The organism is Bradyrhizobium guangdongense, assembly GCF_004114975.1.
GTDB classification, from domain to species: Bacteria; Pseudomonadota; Alphaproteobacteria; order Rhizobiales; family Xanthobacteraceae; genus Bradyrhizobium; species Bradyrhizobium guangdongense.
Window position 1 is genome coordinate 526,079 of sequence record NZ_CP030051.1, and the last position, 18,016, is coordinate 544,094.

Annotated in this window: 17 protein-coding genes; 8 read left to right on the top strand and 9 right to left on the bottom strand. The window is 64.5% G+C overall.

Annotation, left to right across the window (positions count from 1 at the left end; genetic code table 11):
• Positions 1-102: 102 nt before the first annotated feature.
• Together X265_RS02470 and X265_RS02475 are read right to left on the bottom strand one after the other, a co-directional pair.
• Positions 103-765 (bottom strand): OmpA family protein, encoded by a 663-nt coding sequence (locus X265_RS02470; RefSeq protein WP_128963483.1) that lies wholly within the window; start codon positions 763-765, stop codon positions 103-105.
• 141 nt (positions 766-906) lie between these two features.
• Positions 907-2,433, bottom strand: coding sequence for a caspase family protein (locus tag X265_RS02475; RefSeq protein WP_128963484.1), 1,527 nt, complete (start codon positions 2,431-2,433; stop codon positions 907-909).
• 362 nt (positions 2,434-2,795) lie between these two features.
• Here X265_RS02475 and X265_RS02480 point away from each other — a divergent pair, with 362 nt between their 5' ends.
• The gene (locus X265_RS02480) at positions 2,796-3,602 is read left to right on the top strand and encodes an N-acyl homoserine lactonase family protein (protein ID WP_164938389.1); all 807 of its coding nucleotides are present in this window, start codon (positions 2,796-2,798) and stop codon (positions 3,600-3,602) included.
• A gap of 63 nt (positions 3,603-3,665) precedes the next feature.
• Here X265_RS02480 and X265_RS02485 read toward each other — a convergent pair whose 3' ends face one another.
• A complete protein-coding gene (locus tag X265_RS02485) occupies positions 3,666-4,148 on the bottom strand; it encodes a hypothetical protein (protein ID WP_128963486.1) in 483 nt (160 codons plus the stop codon).
• A 71-nt stretch (positions 4,149-4,219) separates the two neighbouring features.
• Between X265_RS02485 and X265_RS02490 the strand changes: the two genes are divergently transcribed.
• A complete protein-coding gene (locus X265_RS02490; protein ID WP_128963487.1) occupies positions 4,220-4,879 on the top strand; it encodes a Crp/Fnr family transcriptional regulator in 660 nt (219 codons plus the stop codon).
• Between the two features lie 55 nt (positions 4,880-4,934).
• Here X265_RS02490 and X265_RS02495 read toward each other — a convergent pair whose 3' ends face one another.
• Positions 4,935-5,474 carry a MarR family winged helix-turn-helix transcriptional regulator gene (locus X265_RS02495; RefSeq protein WP_128963488.1) on the bottom strand — a complete coding sequence of 180 codons (540 nt, stop codon included), beginning with the start codon at positions 5,472-5,474 and terminating at the stop codon, positions 4,935-4,937.
• Between the two features lie 110 nt (positions 5,475-5,584).
• On the opposite strand from X265_RS02495, the gene X265_RS02500 reads away from it, so the two are divergent.
• The 5 genes from X265_RS02500 (at position 5,585) to fahA (ending at position 11,231) form a co-directional block, all read left to right on the top strand.
• Positions 5,585-7,213: an FAD-dependent oxidoreductase gene (locus tag X265_RS02500; protein WP_128963489.1), complete on the top strand. Its 1,629-nt coding sequence runs from the start codon at positions 5,585-5,587 to the stop codon at positions 7,211-7,213.
• An 8-nt stretch (positions 7,214-7,221) separates the two neighbouring features.
• Positions 7,222-7,455, top strand: a complete 234-nt coding sequence (locus X265_RS02505; protein ID WP_128963490.1) for a DUF2783 domain-containing protein — start codon at positions 7,222-7,224, stop codon at positions 7,453-7,455.
• Between the two features lie 19 nt (positions 7,456-7,474).
• Positions 7,475-8,431, top strand: a complete 957-nt coding sequence (locus X265_RS02510) for an MBL fold metallo-hydrolase (protein WP_128963491.1) — start codon at positions 7,475-7,477, stop codon at positions 8,429-8,431.
• 2 nt (positions 8,432-8,433) lie between these two features.
• Positions 8,434-9,780, top strand: coding sequence for a homogentisate 1,2-dioxygenase (gene hmgA / locus X265_RS02515; protein WP_164938390.1), 1,347 nt, complete (start codon positions 8,434-8,436; stop codon positions 9,778-9,780).
• A 176-nt stretch (positions 9,781-9,956) separates the two neighbouring features.
• A complete protein-coding gene (gene fahA, locus X265_RS02520) occupies positions 9,957-11,231 on the top strand; it encodes a fumarylacetoacetase (RefSeq protein ID WP_164938391.1) in 1,275 nt (424 codons plus the stop codon).
• Between the two features lies 1 nt (position 11,232).
• Here fahA and X265_RS02525 read toward each other — a convergent pair whose 3' ends face one another.
• A complete protein-coding gene (locus X265_RS02525; RefSeq protein WP_128963493.1) occupies positions 11,233-11,544 on the bottom strand; it encodes a DUF1272 domain-containing protein in 312 nt (103 codons plus the stop codon).
• 74 nt (positions 11,545-11,618) lie between these two features.
• Positions 11,619-12,098 (bottom strand): Lrp/AsnC family transcriptional regulator, encoded by a 480-nt coding sequence (locus tag X265_RS02530; protein WP_164938392.1) that lies wholly within the window; start codon positions 12,096-12,098, stop codon positions 11,619-11,621.
• A 122-nt stretch (positions 12,099-12,220) separates the two neighbouring features.
• On the opposite strand from X265_RS02530, the gene hppD reads away from it, so the two are divergent.
• Entirely contained in the window at positions 12,221-13,339 is a 1,119-nt protein-coding gene (hppD, locus tag X265_RS02535) for a 4-hydroxyphenylpyruvate dioxygenase (RefSeq protein ID WP_128963495.1), read from the top strand.
• Positions 13,340-13,459: 120 nt separating this feature from the next.
• Here hppD and X265_RS02540 read toward each other — a convergent pair whose 3' ends face one another.
• From X265_RS02540 to X265_RS02550, 3 genes are all read right to left on the bottom strand, one after another.
• Positions 13,460-14,572 carry a CaiB/BaiF CoA transferase family protein gene (locus tag X265_RS02540; protein WP_128963496.1) on the bottom strand — a complete coding sequence of 371 codons (1,113 nt, stop codon included), beginning with the start codon at positions 14,570-14,572 and terminating at the stop codon, positions 13,460-13,462.
• Between the two features lie 221 nt (positions 14,573-14,793).
• Positions 14,794-15,594: an FAD binding domain-containing protein gene (locus X265_RS02545; RefSeq protein ID WP_128963497.1), complete on the bottom strand. Its 801-nt coding sequence runs from the start codon at positions 15,592-15,594 to the stop codon at positions 14,794-14,796.
• A gap of 15 nt (positions 15,595-15,609) precedes the next feature.
• Positions 15,610-17,952, bottom strand: a complete 2,343-nt coding sequence (locus tag X265_RS02550; protein ID WP_128963498.1) for a xanthine dehydrogenase family protein molybdopterin-binding subunit — start codon at positions 17,950-17,952, stop codon at positions 15,610-15,612.
• Between the last annotated feature and the right edge of the window lie 64 nt (positions 17,953-18,016).

Genomic DNA, 18,016 nt, shown 5'->3' on the forward strand with positions numbered 1-18,016 from the left:
TTGCCTGAAACGAAGCGGCGTCCCGCAGGGCTGCGGGACGCGCGCTCGGCTTAAGACTTTACACCACATCGGAACGTGTCACTGCAAAGGATTACGCGGTGGTCACTTCGATGCGGTGGTCTTGTTTTCCATGTTCACGACCTGCACGCGGCGGTTCACCTCCGCCATCGGCTGGCTCGGATCCTTCAATTTGCTCTTGCCGTAGCCGACGGTCACGAGGTCGCTCGCGGCGATGCCGTACTTCTCGACCAGATAGCGCTTGATCGAATCCGCGCGGCGTTCCGACAGGTCCTGATTGTAGCTTTCGCCGCCGGCGGCATCGGTGTGGCCGGCGACCACGAAGGTGGAGCCCTTCAGGTCGGGGCTGGTCAGCGCGCGGCCCAGCGCCTGCACCGAGGGCATCGACTTGGCGCTGATATTGGCCGAGTTGTAGTCGAAGGTGATTTCGAGATCGATATTCGGCTTGTCCTTGGCGGCGGAGGCGATCTCCTCGCGCTCGGTCGAGGACAGTGATCGCGTGGTGCGGCCGCGGACCGACTGGATCAGCTTGGTTTCCGCCGGGTTCGGCGCCGGATCGGCCTGCGGCGCCATCGAGAGGCCGCGGGTCAGGGGCTTTTTCGGCGGCGCCAGGGCGCGGACGATCTCGTCCTCGGTGACGTTCTTGCTGTTGTTGTCGTCGCCGGCGAACGCCGGTGTCAGCGACAGCGCCGCACCGAGGGTGACGATGGACAAGATCGCGGTCAGTCCCTTTGCAGCCAATCTCATTGTCTGTCCCTCCTGCGCGAAGTCCGCGCGGTTCCAAAATTCCTGCAAATGGCGACGAAGGCCGCCTGCGGCATCCGTTCCGTTAGTCTTGGCCGGACCGCTGGGGGTTCGAGGCGGCGCCCGCCTCAAACCAAAAAAATATCAACGCACTCCGTAGCTTGCGAATTCCTGGACGATGTTCGGGTCCATCGCCTTGGCATTGGCGATGTCCAGCGCCCCCTCCTGGACCGAGCCATTGCGCTGCTTGGCGAGGCCGCGCCCATAGAGCGAGGAGGTCAGGCGCGGGTTGATCCTCAGCGCCGCGTCGAAATCGGCAATGGCGTTCTTCACCGCCCCGGATTTGAGGTTCACCAGCCCCCGGCTATCCAGCGCGTCGACGAAGTTCGGCCGCAGCCGCAGGGCCTCGTTGCAATCCTTCAAAGCGCCCTGGAGATCGCCGACCACGGTCCGGGTCCAGCAGCGGTTGTTCAGCGCCTCGACGTCCTTCGAATTGATCCGCAGCGTGTCGTCGAAATCCTTGATGGCGAGGCTGTAGGCCCCCTTGCTGGCATAGACCTGTCCACGCCGGTACAGCGCATTCTGGTCATCGGGATTGGCGGCGATCTTGGCCGTCAGGCTCTTGATGGTGGGATCCTCCGCCAGCGCGGACGCGCTCGGCCCGCCATCCGCGTTCGGAGCCGGCTCGGCGGGTTTGACCGGCGGGGGCGGCGGAGCCGGAGGCAGCGCGGCCTCGACCTGCGGTTTCGGTGCGGGAGGTGGTGATGGAGGTGCGGGCGGCGCCGGCGGATTGTTCGAAGCCACCGGTGCCGGTGGTGGGGCCGGCGGAGCCGGAGGCGGGTTGTTGGCGACCGGAGGAGGCGCCGGTGCGGGAGGCGCCGGTGGCGGCGTCGTCGCCGTCGGGCGCGAGCCCGCGGCTCCCGGAATGAACGAGAAGTCTTCGGCGAGCGAGGACGAGATCCACGGCACCTGCTCGCCGCGCGAGGCGCGGGTAACGCCCATCTTGGTGCGGTTCAGGGTTTCCTCCGCCATCAGGTCGGGGACGCGGATTTCCTTGAGCAGTTCCTGCACGAACAGGCTGTGGTCGCCGCCGGCATCCGACACCACCGATGCCAGCGCCGCCGAATACATCACCAGCGTGCCGTTCGGCGCGATGACCGGGGTGAGCCCCGCCGAGAAGCTGCGGAACCGCCGTTCGAACGGGTTGCGCCTGGAGGCGTCAATCAGCGCGATCTTGACGCCGGCGCCGCGCGTGTTGAGCTCGCCCAGCACCGCTTCGATGCTGAATCCGTCGCGGCGGACGTCGGACTCGGTCCAGATCTGCGCATCGACCGGGATCATGTAGCTCTGCCGCGCCGACTGGATGCCGAACCCGCTGTAGAACAGCAGCGCCACCGAGCCCGGCTTGATCTTGCCGTAGAGCTTGTCGAATGCGCGGCGCATGCCGTCGCCGGTCAGGTTCTCGCCGACCTCCACCGAGAAGCCGTCGCGCTTGAGCTCGTCGGCGACGTCGCGGGCGTCGTTGATCGGCTCCTTCAGCGGGCTGTCGGCATCGGGATATTTGGCATTGCCGATCACCAGCGCGAAGCGGTCGCCGGCCGCAAGCGACGGCGCGGTCGGGATGAACGAAACAAGCAGCAAAGGCAGAAGACAAAGGAAGCGAATTTTCATAATCAGCGCGGTCCAGCCAAAAAGGCGCCGTTCCAGCTTGCGCCGCGGCGACCTTAACTTACGCAAAGTGCATTATCAAACCGGCGAACGGGGGCGTCAACCGCTTGGAGATTCTGCATTATCGCGCCAATTGACCGCGAGGTGCAGGCCGGCTGCGAGGGGAATAATTCGGTGGTCACGCTTCTCCTCGACGCACGCTTGCTCACGGTTCCGGGCATCATGTTAGGCCGGCGCTCGCGACGATAATGTGATTGGTCTCACATTGTGACCTCGTGTCCGCCCCGGATGTTTGACCTTTGTGGCGGGCGATGGCTTGGTGCGCGCAGGCCCAACCAGAAAAGCAAGAGCCGGGATCAGAGCCAATGGGAAACGTCTACGAGATCTACGCCCTGCGCTATGCGACGATGTCGCCGCGCACCCCCAGCATGAACTTCCTGGCGCCCGACCCGCATGACAATGCGGCGCAGGACCTCGATTATTTCGTCTGGCTGATCCGGGGGCAGGGACGCGATATCCTGGTCGATACCGGATTCAACGCCGAGGAAGCGAGCCTGCGGGCGCGCAAGTTGACGCTCAATCCGGTCGATGCGCTCGAGCGCTTCGGCGTTGCCGCCTCCAGCATCCGCGACATCATCGTGACGCATCTGCATTACGATCACGCCGGCAATCTCGACCGCTTCCCGAACGCGCGCTTCCATCTGCAGGAGCGCGAGATGGCCTATGCCACCGGCCGCTGCATGTGCAATGGCCTGCTGCGACATCCGTTCACGGTCGAGCACGTCACGCAGATGGTGCGCCATGTCTATGGCGAGCGCGTCAGCTTCCATTCCGGCGATGGCGAGGTCGCGCCCGGCGTCACCGTGCATCGCGTCGGCGGCCATTCCGACGGCCTCCAGGTGGTGAAGGTCGAGACCGCGCGCGGCGCGGTCGTGCTGGCGTCCGACGCCGCGCATTACTACGCCAATCTGCAGCGACGCAGCCCGTTTCCGATCGTCTACAATGTCGGCGACATGGCCGTCGGCTGGGAGACGATCGAGCGCCTCGCCGGCCATCCCGACCGCTACATTCCCGGCCACGATCCCATCGTGACGGAGATCTACCCGCGCGCCAGCGACAAGGTGGACGCCTGGGCACTGCATCTGCCGCCGTCGCGGTCGTTTGCGAAATGACGGCGAGTCCAGCGACGCTCGCGCTCCGCGCGTCCTTGACTCAGGCTGAGAGGTCTCTGCGCGCTACTTGAGTCGGTAAGCCGCGTGGCAACCCACGCAAGCAGCCATCACCTCGCCGAGAGCCCCGATAGCCGGCTTCAGGTCACCGGTGACGCCGACGTTCTGCGCCTCGATGGCGAAACGGCTCGCGGCCTTGTGCATCATTGTGCCGGTGTCCTGCATGCCTTGCGGCATGTACTTGGCGACCTCCGCCGCGCCGTGCAATCGGAGCGAACTCATGCCCAGCCGCTCCTCGGCGATTCTTCCCGCCTTCTCCGGCTCGCCGGCGGCCAATGCCTCGTTGATCTGCTGAAGCGCCGAGAGGTGATCCCGCATGTTCGCGATGGTGTGTTCGACCAGTTCAGGCGGAAACTGAACAAACTCGCGCGTGTCGGTTGCGGCGGTGCCGTGGTCCATGTGGCCCTGATGCATGTGATGCTGAGCGGCTGCGTAGCCGGCCGAAAGAACCAGTCCACCCGATACGAGAATGGTGAAGAGGACGCGCATTGATCGCCTTTCCCAATTGAGATCCGAAAAGCATAGCGGCGCCAAGATGATCCGCATATGATTGCGGTCATATGGCCCTGACCGAAAAAATCCCAAAGAGGCTCGACCGGGCCCTCGCTTCAGGCTTGGACTGGAAATCTCTGACGCGCGCCGCGCCACTGCTGGCGTCCCTGCCGGAGCCGGCACGGCGGCTCACGCGCTTGCTGGAAATTTCGCGTCATACCTCAATATTCAGTCAGGGCGACCGTCCCCACGCCATGTACTTCGTGCTCTCGGGAGAGGTGCGGCTTATCCGCCGTTCGAGGTCTGGAGGAGAGATCATCCTGCAGCGGGCACGTCACGGCTTCCTCGCCGAGGCCAGCCTCGATCAACCCGCCTATCATTGCGATGCAGTCGCCGCGCAGCCATCGTCGCTGTTGGCGATCCCCCGAAAAGCATTCAGCAAAGCGCTTGTGGTCCCCGAATTTCGCAATGGGTGGATCGCCCATCTGGCGCGGGAGCTTCGTAAAGTGCGTGCCAATGCGGAAAGGCTCAGCCTGAGAACGGCGCGGGAGCGAGTCCTCCATTTCATCGAGACTGAAGGCGACAGCGGCGTCGTCAATCTGAGCCAATCCAAGAAGGATTGGGCGGCTGAGCTCGGGCTTACGCACGAGGCGCTCTACCGGGCGCTGGCGCAAATGGCGAAGGGCGGAGAACTGATCGTGGAGCGCTCGCGATTGACTTTGCGATGAGCCCGCAACTGCTCGCCCTCATGAAGCCGACGTCTGTCTCCTGCGAGCACGCACCCTAATACGCCTGCTTCGCGTCCGCCTCTTCGCTGGTCTGAATCAGATCGAGGCTCTGCTCGATCTTGCCGAGCAGTGCCGAGAGCTGCCTGCGTTCCTGCGCCGAGAGGCAGGCGAGGATCTCATCTTCCCGCCGCAGCAGTTGCGGGAAGAGCTCTTCGTAGAGCGCGCGGCCCTTCGTCGTCAGTTGCAGGCGGAACTCGCGGCGGTCGGCTTCGTTCTCGACGCGCTCGATCAGTTTCTCATGCAGCAGCGCGGTCACCGCGCGGCTGATGGTGGATTTATGCGTGCGGGTGCATTGCGCGATGAACTGCGCGCTGCAGGCATCGTTGCGGAATCCGAGCGTCGCAATCACCCGCCAGGCCGGAATGTCGAGGCCGTGACGCTCCTGATATTCGACCGCGAGCGCGGAACTCACCTCCGCTGCGAGCCGGTTGAGGCGGAACGGCACGAATCTGAACAGATCGAGCCGCGCCTTTGCCTTCGGCGTTGGCGGATCTGCCTCGCGTGCCTTCAGCGCAGTGTCTGTCGTCCTCGCCAAGGAGAGTGCTCCGAAATATAGTTGACGGCCGTCCGGCTCCGGTCCAAAATAGTTGCACGTGAGACTATCTAGCAGATCAGTCCCTTCCTGACCAGAGCCGAGGTTAGTGTATGGCTCCCGCCAATACGCATCGGGCCAAAATCCAGTTCGGCTATCGCCGTCACGGCGACCAGGATCGCCCCGGCCAAAGTCCGGCCGAGCATCCGGTGGTAATCGTTGGCGCCGGTCCGGTCGGGCTGTCGCTGGCGATCGATCTCGCCCAGCGCGGCCAGCGCGTCGTCCTCTTAGATGATGCCGACCGCATCGGCGAAGGCTCGCGCGCGATCTGCTTCTCCAAGCGTTCGCTGGAATATTGGGACCGGCTCGGCGTCGCCGACCGCATGGTTGCCAAGGGCGTGGTGTGGAGCGTCGGCCGCATCTTTCATGGCGAACAGCAGCTCTATCAGTTCAACCTGCTCCCGGAGGATGGGCACAAGCGGCCGGCGTTCATCAATCTGCAGCAATATTACGCCGAGGCCTATCTGGTCGATCGCATCCAGGATCTGCCTGCGGTCGACCTGCGCTGGCGGAACAAGGTGACGGCGCTGGAGCAACGCAACGATTCGGCCCTCCTGACGATCGAAACGCCCGAGGGCGCCTATCGCCTGCAGGCGCAATATGTCGTCGCCTGCGACGGCGCGCGCTCCTCGCTGCGGCAGATGGTCGGCGCCGACTTCGCGGGGCAGGTGTTCGAGGATCAGTTCCTGATCGCCGACGTCAAGATGACCGCGGAATTCCCGACCGAGCGCTGGTTCTGGTTCGATCCGCCATTCCATGCAGGACGCTCGGCGCTGCTGCACCGGCAGCCCGACGATGTCTGGCGCATCGACCTTCAGCTCAACCGCTATGCCGACCCGCTTCTCGAGAAGAAGCCCGAGAATGTGCGGCCGCGGATTGCGCGCATGCTCGGCCACGACAAGTTCGAGTTCGAGTGGATCTCGCTCTACAAATTCCAATGCCGCCGGATGGATCGCTTCATCCACGGCCGCGTGGTCTTTGCCGGCGACTCCGCGCACCAGGTCTCGCCGTTCGGCGCGCGCGGGGCCAATTCCGGGCTCGAAGACGCTGAAAATCTGTCCTGGAAGCTCGATCGGGTGCTGCGTGGCACCTCGCCCGCAAGCCTGCTCGAAAGCTACCATGTCGAGCGCAGCATGGCGGCCGACGAGAATATCCGCGAATCCACCCGCTCGACCGATTTCATGGCGCCGAACTCGCACCAGGAGGCGCGGCTACGCAAGGCGGTGCTGTCGCTCGCCAACGAGACCGAGTTCGGCAAGCGCATGGTCAATGGCGGGCGGCTTTCGGTGCCGTGCAGCTATGATTCGCCGCTGTCGTCTTCAGACGCGGATGCGTGGCGCGGCGGGCCATCTCCTGGCTGTTCCATGCCGGACGCGCCCGTTGCCACACGCGCGGGCGAGCTGGCCTATCTGACGGATGCGTTCCGCAACGGTGGAACGGACTTTACCCTGCTGTCGTTCAGCAATGGCGCGGCGATTGATGTGCCCGAAGGCGTCAAGGATATCAGCATCGGCGGCGAGCGCGGGCTCGCCGATCCGCAAGGCCTCGTCGCCAAGCGCTACGATGCTGAGCCGGGCTCTGCCTATCTGCTCAGGCCCGATGGCTATGTCGCAGCACGCTTCCGCCACCCGACCGCGGCCGCGATTGCGGCCGCCCTTGCGCGTGCGGAAGGCTTGAACTGAGGTCCCGGATGTCGTTGTCCACCAGCTCCAATTTCGCGCGCCCCGATGACGCCTTTCGTGCCATCGTCGAGGCGCATCGCGGCCTCACTGACGAGCAGAGCGCGGATTTCGACGCGGCGCTGGTCCTGATTCTCGCCAACCATATCGGCGACATCGACGTGTTGCGTCAGGCGATCGCCCTGGCGAAGCGGCGCATGATCGACGGCCAGCAGCAACAACAGCAACAACAGCAACAACAGTAACCGTGCAAGGAAAGAACTGATGGCGAAGAACTTCGCATCCACCGGCGATCTCGCCGAGAAGAAGATCACCTTTTCCGAGATCGGCACCGATCTCTACGCCTTCACCGCGGAGGGTGATCCGAACACGGCCGTGATCGTCGGTGACGACGGCTGCCTGGTGTTCGATGCGCAGGCGACGCCGGCAATGGCGAACAAGGTGATCGAGCGCGTCCGCAAAGTCACGGACAAGCCGATCAAATATGTCGTGCTGTCGCACTATCACGCGGTGCGCGTGCTCGGGGCCTCCGCCTACAAAGCGCAAGGCATCGTCGCCTCGCAGGAAACCTATCGTCTGATCGAGGAGCGCGGCAAGCAGGATTGGGATTCCGAGTATGGCCGTTTTCCGCGCCTGTTCCAGGACGCGCAGAGCATTCCCGGCCTGACCTGGCCGACGCTGACCTTCGAAGGCGAGATGTCGATCTATCTCGGCAAGCGCGAGGTGCGGCTGCTGCAGCTCGGTGCCGGCCACACCTCCGGCGACATCGTCGCCTGGGTGCCGGATTCCGAGGTGATGTTCTCCGGCGACCTGATCGAATATCACTCGGCCTGCTATTGCGGCGATGCGCATTTGCGCGAATGGCCGATGACGCTGAACGAGATCCGCAATTTCAATCCCAAGGCAATTGCGCCGGGCCGCGGCGATGCGCTGAAGGGCACCGCCACCGTGCGCGAAGCCATCGCGATGACGCGCGATTTCGTCGCCTCGCTCTATGGCGCCGCCGAAATCTCGGTCGCAAAGGGACGCACGCTCAAGGAGTCCATGGCGGCGACGCGCGAGGTGATGGATCCGAAATTCTCCAGCTTCGCGATCTACGAGCACTGCCTGCCGTTCAATGTGTCGCGCGCCTATGACGAGGCGTCGGGGATCGACGACCCCGTGATCTGGACCGACAAGCGCGACCAGGAAATGTGGGCGGCCCTGCAAGGAGGAGGATAGTCATGAACATCAATACCTCGCCTGACCAGATCATCCGCAGCTCGGCGCAGGTGACGCCGGGCTACATGTCAGGCTTCGGCAACAGTTTTGAGACCGAGGCGCTGCCGGGCGCGTTGCCGATCGGGCGCAACTCGCCGCAGCGCTGCGCCTACGGGCTCTATGCCGAGCAGCTCTCGGGCTCGCCGTTCACCGCGCCGCGCGGCGCCAATGAGCGCTCCTGGCTCTATCGCATCCGTCCCTCGGTGAAGCATTCCGGACGCTTCGAGAAGGTCGATGCCGGCCTGTGGCGGTCGGCGCCGTGCCACGAATACGATCTGCCGATCGCGCAGCTGCGCTGGGACCCGACGCCGCTGCCGAACGACGAGGTCACCTTCGTCCAGGGCGTGCAGACCATGACGACGGCGGGTGACGTGAATACGCAGGCCGGCATGGCCGCGCATGTCTATCTCATCACCAAATCGATGGTGAACCAGCACTTCTACAATGCCGACGGCGAGCTGATGTTCGTGCTTCAGCAGGGCAACTTACGCTTCGGCACCGAGTTCGGCCGCATCGATGCCGAGCCCGGCGAGATCGTGGTGATCCCGCGCGGCGTCAAGTTCCGCGTCGAGATTCCGAACGGGCCGGCGCGCGGCTATCTCTGCGAAAACTATGGCGGTGCCTTCACGCTGCCGGAGCGCGGGCCGATCGGCGCCAACTGTCTCGCCAACGCGCGCGACTTCCTCACGCCGGTCGCGAACTACGAGGACAAGGACACGCCGACCGAGCTGTTCGTGAAGTGGGGCGGGGCGCTGTTCAAGACGAACCTGCCGCATTCGCCGATCGACGTGGTCGCCTGGCACGGCAATTACGCGCCCTACAAATACGATCTGCGCACCTTCTCGCCGGTCGGCGCGATCGGCTTCGACCATCCCGATCCCTCGATCTTCACTGTGCTGACCTCGCCGTCGGAGACGGCGGGCACCGCGAATATCGACTTCGTCATCTTCCCCGAGCGCTGGATGGTGGCCGACAACACCTTCCGTCCGCCCTGGTATCACATGAACATCATGAGCGAGTTCATGGGGCTGATCTACGGCGTCTACGACGCCAAGCCGCAAGGCTTCGTCCCCGGCGGCATGAGCCTGCACAATTGCATGCTGCCGCACGGCCCCGACCGCGACGCCTTCGAGCACGCCAGCAATGGCGAATTGAAGCCGGTGAAGCTCACCGGCACCATGGCCTTCATGTTCGAGACCCGCTATCCGCAGCGGGTCACCGCCCACGCCGCGAAGTCGTCGACGCTGCAGGACGATTATGCCGATTGCTGGAAGGGCCTCGAGAAGAAGTTCGATCCGAGCAACCCGTAGTCTTCTTCCCCTCTCCCCTTGTGGGAGAGGGTGGCTCGTCGCGCAGCGGCGAGACGGGTGAGGGGTCTCTCTCCGCGAGCGCATCTCTCACATCTGAACACGCGGACAGAACCCCTCATCCGGCGCTTCGCGCCAGCTTCTCCCACAAGGGGAAGGAAGAAAGAACCGAGTCAAACGTGACAATCCATCCCAACGACCCCAGCCTCCGCTCCTTCATCGAGGTCGATCCCGCCTCCGACTTCCCGATCCAGAACCTGCCCTATGGCGTGTTCTCGACCCCAGGCAATCCGACGCCGCGGGTCGGCATCGCGATCGGCGATTACGTGCTCGATCTCTGGGAGCTGGAGCAGGACTCGCGGCTCGACGTCGGACCCCTCGGCGTGTTCTCCGGGCCCTCGCTCAATGCCTTCATGGCGCTCGGGCCAAAGGTCTGGAGCAGGACCCGCGCGCGCATCAGCGAACTGTTGCGGCACGATCATCCCGAGCTGCGCGATAACGAGGAGCTGCGCAGGCAGGCGCTGGTGCCGATGCGCGATGCAAAGCTGCATCTGCCCATCGCGGTTTCCGGCTACACCGATTTCTATTCCTCCAAAGAGCACGCCACCAATGTCGGCGTAATGTTTCGCGGCAAGGACAATGCGCTGCAGCCGAACTGGCTGCACATGCCGATCGCCTATAACGGCCGCGCCTCCACCGTCGTGGTGTCGGGTACCAAGGTGAAGCGGCCGCGCGGGCAGTTGAAGCCGCCGAATGTGGAGGTGCCGAGCTTTGCGCCCTGCAAGCGGCTCGATTTCGAGCTGGAGATGGGCGTCGTGATCGGCCAGCCCTCGCCGATGGGCGGCATGCTCAGCGAGCAACAGGCCGAAGAGATGATCTTCGGGTTCGTGCTGCTCAACGATTGGAGCGCCCGCGACATCCAGCAATGGGAATATGTGCCGCTCGGCCCGTTCCTGGCCAAGGCGTTTGCGACGTCGATCAGCCCATGGGTGGTGACGCGCGAGGCGCTGGAGCCGTTCCGCGTGAAGGGGCCCGAGCAGGAGCCGGTGCCGCTCGATTATCTCAAGCAGACCAGGCCCCAGAACTACGATATCGCGCTCGACGTCGCCTTGCGCGCGGCCGGCGCCAATGCGCCTGCCGGCATCAGCCGCACCAATTTCAAATACATGTACTGGTCCTCGGTGCAGCAGCTGATGCACCACGCCTCCTCCGGCTGCGCCATGAATGTCGGCGATCTCTTAGGAAGCGGCACCATCTCCGGTCCGGAGAAGAACCAGCGCGGCAGCCTGCTCGAGATCAGCTGGAACGGCACCGAACCGGTCGAACTGCCCGGCGGCGTCAAGCGCTCGTTCCTGGAGGACGGCGACAGCCTCGTGATGCGCGGCTGGTGCCAGGGCAACGGCTATCGCGTCGGATTCGGCGAGGTCGAGGGGACGATTTTGCCGGCGGAGTAGCCTATCGCTTCTCCGGCGGCACGTCGCGAATGCGCGCGCAATGCGCCGCGACGTCGTCCAGGCTATACTTCAGATGCACCCGCTTGTCCGAGGGCGCCTGTTTGCTCGTGCACACGCCCGGCCGCCACTCCTGCGTCGGGCGGATCGGGCGCGGGGCGAAGCCGCCGCCGCAGTTTGGGCAGACGTTGAAAAGTTTCGTCTCGACGCACTCCGCACAGAACGTGCATTCATAGGAGCAGATCCGCGCATCAAGCGCATCAGGCGGCAGGTCGCGGTCGCAATACTCGCAGTTGGGTCGAAGCTGGAGCGCCATGGCCTAAGTCTCCCGGATTGGCCGCGATGATTGCAGATCGCGCCCGCGACTCGAATGGCGTAGTTCCCTCGATTTCAGCCAGCCTTCAGATCCTTCAGCGGCAGCTTCGCGCTTTCCTTGAGCCGGTCGAGCACGATCGAGGAGCGCACATGCGCCACGCTCTGGTGCGGCATCAACACGTCATTGACGAGATTGGACAGGCCCTTCAGGTCGCGCAGCACGGCCTTGAGCACGTAATCGGCATCGCCGGTGAGCGAATAGGCCTCCTGGATCTCGTCGATCCGGTTCACCAGCGCGCGGAAGCGCTTGGAATTATCAGGCGAGTGGGTCGAAAGCCCCACCTGGATGAAGGCGATCACGCCGAAGCCGAGCGCCTCGCTGGAAAGATCGGCGTGATAGCCCGCGATCACCTTCTCCTCCTCCAGCCGCATCCGTCGCCGCGAGCATTGCGAGGCCGACAGGCCGGCGAGGTCGGCCAGCTCCTGGTTGGTGAGGCGGCCGTCGTCCTGCAGCGCGCTGAGGATTTTGAGGTCGAAGGCGTCCACTGGAATCATGCGTGAGTCGTCCCGTCCGTGCACGGATCGTGCATAGAATAGCGAAACCGCGTCTCATTTGCACGCTCTTTGCGGGCCTCATGAAGGATAATTCAGCCAGCAGCAATTTGGGAGAACCGCCAATGGGTCCGTTTCCGCACGATGCACCGCCGGCCACTGTGAGCGCCGAGAATCCGATGGGCACCGACGGATTCGAGTTCGTCGAATATGCGCACCCGAACCCGCAAGAGCTGCACGCGCTCTTCAAGCTGATGGGCTTCACGCCGGTCGCGCGCCACAAGACCAAACGAATCACGGTCTATCGCCAGGGCGACATCAACTATCTCGTCAACGAGGAGCCCGGCACACACGGCACCGAGTTCGTCGCCGCGCACGGTCCGTGCGCGCCGTCGATGGCGTTCCGCGTGGTCGATGCGAAGGCGGCCTATGAGCGCGCGATCGCGCTCGGCGCCGAGCCGGCGGATGTGCCATCCGCACAAAAGACGCTCGACGTGCCCGCGATCAAGGGCATCGGCGGCAGCCTGCTCTATCTGGTCGACCGCTACGGCGCCAAGGGTTCGGCCTATGATGCCGAGTTCGAGTGGCTGGGGACGCGTGATCCCAAGCCGGTCGGCGCCGGCCTGTTCTATCTCGACCACCTCACCCACAACGTCCATCGCGGCCGCATGGATGTCTGGGCCGGCTTCTACGAGAAGCTGTTCAACTTCCGCCAGATCCGCTTCTTCGACATCGAGGGCCGCGCCTCCGGCCTGTTCTCGCGCGCGCTGACCAGCCCCGACGGCAAGATCCGGATTCCGATCAACGAGGACGCCGGGGATTCCGGCCAGATCGAGGAATATCTCAAGACTTATCGCGGCGAGGGCATCCAGCACATCGCCTGCGGCTGCCGCGACATCTACCGTACCATCGAGGGCCTGCGCGAAGCCGGCCTGCCCTTCATGCCGTCGCCGCCCGACACCTATTTCGAGAAGGTCGACGCGCGCCTGCCCGGGCACGGCGAGGACCTCGCGCGCTTGCAGAAGAACGGCATCCTGATCGACGGCGAAGGTGTCGTCGACGGCGGCCAGACCAAGGTGCTGCTGCAGATCTTCTCGGCCAACGCGATCGGCCCGATCTTCTTCGAGTTCATCCAGCGCAAGGGCGACGACGGTTTCGGCGAGGGCAATTTCAAGGCCCTGTTCGAGTCGATCGAGGAAGACCAGATCCGCCGCGGGGTGCTGAAGGTGGAGAATGCGGCGTAGCCGTCAGTCACGCTGCGGTAGGGCGGGCAAAGCGCAGCGTGCCCACGTCCTGGCCAATTGATGGAAGACGTGGGCACGGCGCTGTGCGCCTTTGCCCACCCTACGGCTGTATGCACTTGGCTACTTCGCAGCCTTCCACGCCTTCATCACCGCCGCAATCTCCGCCGTCTCCGGCTCGCGCGCCATCGACGGCGTGCGCGAGAACCTTGGTGCCGGCGCGGGTTGCTTCACGCCGTGGCGCTCGATGAAGACGTTGCGCGCGACCATATGCGGATGCTCGGTCGCTTCCGACATGGTCAGAACAGGCGCGAAGCAGATGTCGGTGCCTTCCATGATCTTGCACCAGTCCTCGCGCGTCTTGCTCTTGAACACGGCCTTCAGCTTCTCCTTCAGCGCCGGCCAGGCCTTCGGGTCCATCTGCGCGTCGAAATCCGCATCCGTCAGACCGGCATGCTGGCGCAACAGCGCATAGAACTGCGGCTCGATCGAACCGATCGACACGAAATGCCCGCAGGCGCATTCGTAGACCCCATAGAAATGCGCGCCGCCGTCGAGAAAATTCCGGTTGCGGCCCTCGGTCCAGCGTCCCAGCGTCTTCATGTCGAAGAAGAAAGACATCAACGACGCTGCGCCGTCGCACATGGCGGCGTCGACCACCTGGCCTTTGCCGGACTTTGATGCTTCCAGCAGTGCTGCGAGCACGCCCACGACGAGATAGAGCGCCCCGCCGCCGAAATCGCCGACCAGATTGAGCGGCGGCACCGGCGCTTCAGCAGGGCCGATCGCGGCCAGCGCGCCGGTGATTGAGATGTAGTTGATGTCGTGGCCGGCGGCATTGGCCAGTGGGCCTTCCTGGCCCCAGCCGGTCATGCGGCCGTAGACGAGCTTTGGATTGCGCGCGAGCACGACGTCAGGCCCGAGCCCGAGCCGCTCCATCACCCCGGGACGAAAACCCTCAACCAGCGCATCGGCATTGGCGAGGAGGTCGAGCGCTTGCGCGATCGCCGCCTTGTCCTTCAGGTCGAGCTCGATCACCTTGCGGCCGCGGCCCGCGACCGACTTCATGCTCTTCTTCGCGCCGACGCGGTCGAGCGTGACGACGTCGGCGCCCATGTCGGCCAGCATCATGCAGGCGAACGGGCCGGGTCCGATGCCGGCGAACTCGACGATTCGGAAGCCCGCGAGCGGGCCGGAGGTTCGGACGGACGATGTGGGGGCTGATTTGTCGAGCACGTTGTTGTTTCCTCGGGTCGCGGGCAAATGCCGGGGATCCGGCCAACGCCTCTGACATTGCTCTTGTGGGCTCTTTGGGGGGCGAGTTAATTGGCTGATTAACTCTTCTCGCCTTCCCGCCGAGGAGGCAAGCGGTTTTCATGCCGCATCGGCAAAATAAAACGGCGCGCACCGAAGTGCGCGCCGCGGAAAATTTGTGTCGAGGCGCTGGCGCGCTGTGATCAGCTCGCAGCCGCCACTGCGCGCTGCGCCATCACCTTGACGAGGTTGGCACGGTACTCGGCCGTGCCATGGATGTCGGCGAGCATTCCGCTGGCGGGAATGCTGACGCTGTCGAGCGCCGACGGCGACCAGTTCGCCTTCAGCGCCGCTTCGATGGCGCCGACCCGCATCACCCCGCTCTGCGACGCGCCGGTCGCGGCCACGCGGATCTCGCCCGACTTCGTCTGGGCGACGAAGACGGCGGTCAGCGCAAAGCGCGAGGCCGGATGCCGCATCTTGGCGTAGCCCGCCTTCGCGGGCACGGGGAACGACACGGCCGTGATGATCTCGCCGTCTTCAAGCGCCGTGGTGAACAGGCCCTTGAAGAAATCCTCCGCCGCAATCGACCGCTTGTTGGTCTTCACGGTGGCGCCGAGCGCGAGCAGCGCGGCCGGATAGTCTGCGGCGGGATCGTTGTTGGCGATCGAGCCGCCGATCGTGCCGCGATAGCGCACGGCAGGATCGCCGATCAGCGAGGCCAGATAGGCGAGCGCGGGGATCGCCTTCTTTGCGGCCTCGCTGGTGGCGACGTCGTAATGCGGCGTCGCCGCCTTGACGGTCAGCGTATCGCCTGACGCTTCGACGCCGATCAGCTCCTTGATCTTGCCGAGGTCGATCACATCGGAAGGACTGGCGAGTCGCTGCTTCATCACCGGCAGCAGCGTCTGGCCACCGGAGAGGAATTTCGCCTCGCTGCTCTTGCCGAACAGGCTGGCGGCTTCGTCGACCGAGGAAGCGCGATGATAGGTGGTCTGGTACATCTTCGGTCCTCCCTCTTAAGCCGCGTGGATCGTGCGCCACACCCGGTCGGGGGTTGCGGGCATTTCCAGATTGTTCTTGCCGATCGCATCCGTGATCGCGTTGATCACGGCCGCGGAGGCGCCGATCGCGCCGGCCTCACCGCAACCCTTGATGCCCAGCGGATTGCCCGGGCACAGCGTCGTGGTGTGGGAGAGGTTGAAGGAGGGCACGTCGTCGGCGCGCGGCATGGCGTAGTCCATGAACGAGGCCGTGACCGGCTGGCCGTTGGCATCGTAGACCGCATGCTCGAGCAGTGCCTGGCCGATGCCTTGAACAAGGCCGCCATGGACCTGGCCCTCGACGATCATCGGGTTGATCAGCCGGCCGAAATCGTCGGCCGCGACGAAGTTGACGAAGGAGGTCTTGCCCGTTCCGGGGTCGACCTCGAGTTCGCAAATATAGGCGCCGGCCGGGAAGGTGAAGTTGGTCGGGTCGTAGAAGGCGCTTTCCTTCAGGCCCGGCTCCATCCCATCAGGCAGATTGTGTGCGGTGTAGGCCGCGAGCGCGACCATCGGTAGCGCAATCGCCTTGTCGGTGCCCGTCACCTTGAACTCGCCGTTCTCGATGACGATGTCGGCTTCCGAGGCCTCGAGCGCATGCGCGGCGATCTTCTTGGCCTTGGATTCCATCTTCTCCATCGCCTTCAGGATCGCGGTGAGACCGACGGCCGCCGAGCGCGAGCCGTAGGTGCCCATGCCGAACTGAACCTTGTCGGTGTCGCCATGGACGATCGAGACCTGGCTGATCGGAATCCCGAGGCGATCCGCAACCAGCTGGCAGAACGTCGTCTCGTGACCCTGGCCGTGGCTGTGCGAGCCGGTGAGGATCTCGATGGTGCCGACCGGGTTGACGCGCACCTCGGCCGATTCCCACAGGCCGACGCCGGCGCCCAGGCTCCCGACCGCCTTGGACGGCGCGATGCCGCAGGCTTCGATGTAGCAGGATACGCCGATGCCGCGCAGCTTGCCGTCGGCTTTCGCCTTGGCCTTGCGGGCGGGGAAGCCGGCATAGTCGATCGCCTTCATCGCGGCATCGAGCGAGGCATTAAAGTCGCCGGTGTCATAAGCCATGATCACAGGCGTCTGGTGCGGGAACTGGGTGATGAAGTTGGTCCGGCGCAGCTGGGCCGGATCGACCTTGAGCTGCCGCGCCGCCGTCTCCATCAGACGTTCGATCAGGTAGCTCGCCTCCGGGCGACCTGCGCCGCGATAGGCGTCAACCGGCGTGGTGTTGGTGTAGACGCCGATCACCTCGGCATGGATCGCCGGGATGTTGTACTGGCCCGACAGCAGCGTCGCGTAGAGATAGGTCGGCACCGAGGACGAGAACAGCGACATGTAGGCGCCGAAATTGGCGTAGGTCTTCACCTTCAGGCCGGTGATCTTGTTGTTGGCGTCGAACGCCATCTCGGCGTGGGTGACGTGGTCGCGGCCATGCGCGTCGGTGAGGAAGGCCTCGGTGCGGTCGCCGGTCCACTTCACGGGACGGCCGACCTTCTTCGAGGCCCACAGCGCCACCATCTCTTCGGGATAGATGAAGATCTTCGAGCCGAAGCCGCCGCCGACGTCGGGGGCGATCACGCGCAGCTTGTGCTCGGGGGCGATATTGTAGAACGCCGACAGCACGAGGCGGGCGACGTGCGGGTTCTGCGAGGTGGTGTAGAGCGTGAAGTGCTCCTCCGCCGCATCGTAATCGGCGATCGCCGCGCGCGGCTCCATCGCGTTCGGGGCCAGGCGGTTGTTGGTGACGTCGAGCTTGACGACATTGGCAGCCTTGGCGAAGGCGGCATCGGTCGCGCCCTCGTCGCCGATCACCCAGTCATAGACCTGGTTGCCGGGGGCTTCGGGGTGAAGCTGCGGTGCGCCGGATTTGATCGCGGCGTGAACGTCGGCGACGGCCGGAAGCTCTTCATAGTCCACGACGACGGCTTCGGCCGCGTCGCGCGCCAGATTCTTGCTGTCGGCGATCACGACCGCGACGGCCTGACCGACGAAGCGCACCGTCTCCGGCGCCATGGCCGGCCATGCGCCCATCTTCATCGGGCTGCCGTCCTTGGAGGTGATGGCCCAGCCGCAGATGAGATTGCCGACCTTGTCGTCGACCAGCTGCTGGCCGGTGAGAACCGCGACGACGCCCGGCATTTTCAGCGCAGCGGAGGAATCGATCTTCTTCACCTTGGCGTGCGCGTGCGGGCTGCGGACGAAGTGAGCGTGGCTCATGCCCACCAATTTGATGTCGTCGACGTACCGGCCCTTGCCGGTAATGAAACGCTTGTCTTCCTTGCGCACGACTCGCGCGCCGATGCCTTCAACACCCATGTCTGGTCCTCCCCAGGAGTTTCCTTGACCGCGCTTTCCCTCGAAAGCGGCAGCGGTGATTGTT